Source organism: Acinetobacter johnsonii CIP 64.6, from assembly GCF_000368045.1.
Taxonomy (GTDB): domain Bacteria; phylum Pseudomonadota; class Gammaproteobacteria; order Pseudomonadales; family Moraxellaceae; genus Acinetobacter; species Acinetobacter johnsonii.
This window is the reverse complement of sequence record NZ_KB849233.1, coordinates 1-1,099: the sequence shown is the minus strand read 5'-3', so window position 1 is coordinate 1,099 and position 1,099 is coordinate 1. Positions and strand designations below refer to the sequence as shown.

Here is a 1,099-nt window from a genome sequence, read left to right as displayed (position 1 = left end):
GGTAAAAATAACAAGCCTAGAACGGCCAAAGAGCGCTTTCACTACATCACTCGAACTGCACAATTTGCACAACATAAAGATCATGTTCATGAACAACTTGAGTTTGTTTGCTCAGGTAATATGCCGAGCTTTGCCGAGGGGAATCCGGAAGAATTTTGGCAGGCCTCGGATCTGTATGAACGTAAAAATGGTCGAGTCTGTTCAAGTTTGGTGGTGGCATTACCAAAAGAGCTTACATCGGAACAACGTATCGAATTGGCAGAGCAGTTTATTCAAGAGTTTGCTGACCGTTATCAATATCCTTATAGCTGTGCTATCCATCATCATGTTGGTAGTCTAGGTGGTCAAGAACAACCCCATTTGCATCTGATTTATAGTGAACGCCATGTGGATGGAATAGAGCGAACACCTGAGCAGTTTTTTAAGCGTTATAACCCTGAACAGCCAGAGAAAGGGGGCGCTCAGAAATTAACAGCCGATGTATTAGGGATGGGCAAAGCACAATTGCAGTTGTACCGACAAAAAACTGAAGAACTCATTAATGACAGCTTACAGCGTTATGCACCGACCAAAGTGCTTGAAATTAGAGGGCTAAAGGTAGAGGTTCCGAATGAGGTGAGTTGTCTATCCAATGAGGATTACAATAAAAAATACGATACTAATCTGCAAGATGTGCCGATGATGAATAAGGCACTGCGGTTTGCCAAAGAAAGTGATCCAGTTCGCTATCAGCAAAAACAGGACATGATTGTAGAAATTAATCGGTTGAGAGCTGAAAATCGTTATGAGCTGTACAAACCCTACTATGAGGTAGAATTGAATAAGCAAAAGTTACTAGAGCAAGAAAAGCAGAAACAGACACAAGAAAAAACGAAAGGATTTGATGGTCCTAGTTTTGGATTTTGATAGAGCGTACAAAAATCTGTGTCAGGTAAACTGACTGTAGGACTGTAAATTGTGTAATGGTCCTTTAAAAGGACCATTCAGGGAGTCTAGCTATTCAATTAACAGTCTCAAAATTGCATAAATGCTCCATCAGGAAAGAATGCTAAAAAAGCGCGTTTAACGTCTTCGTAATCATCATATATATGTTGATCAA

General features: G+C 40.4%; 1 protein-coding gene. It reads left to right on the top strand.

Annotation, left to right across the window (positions count from 1 at the left end):
* Positions 1 to 906 (top strand): MobA/MobL family protein (locus F986_RS03425; RefSeq protein WP_004692124.1); only part of this gene is annotated, 906 nt, incomplete at its 5' end.
* Positions 907 to 1,099 lie beyond the last annotated feature (193 nt).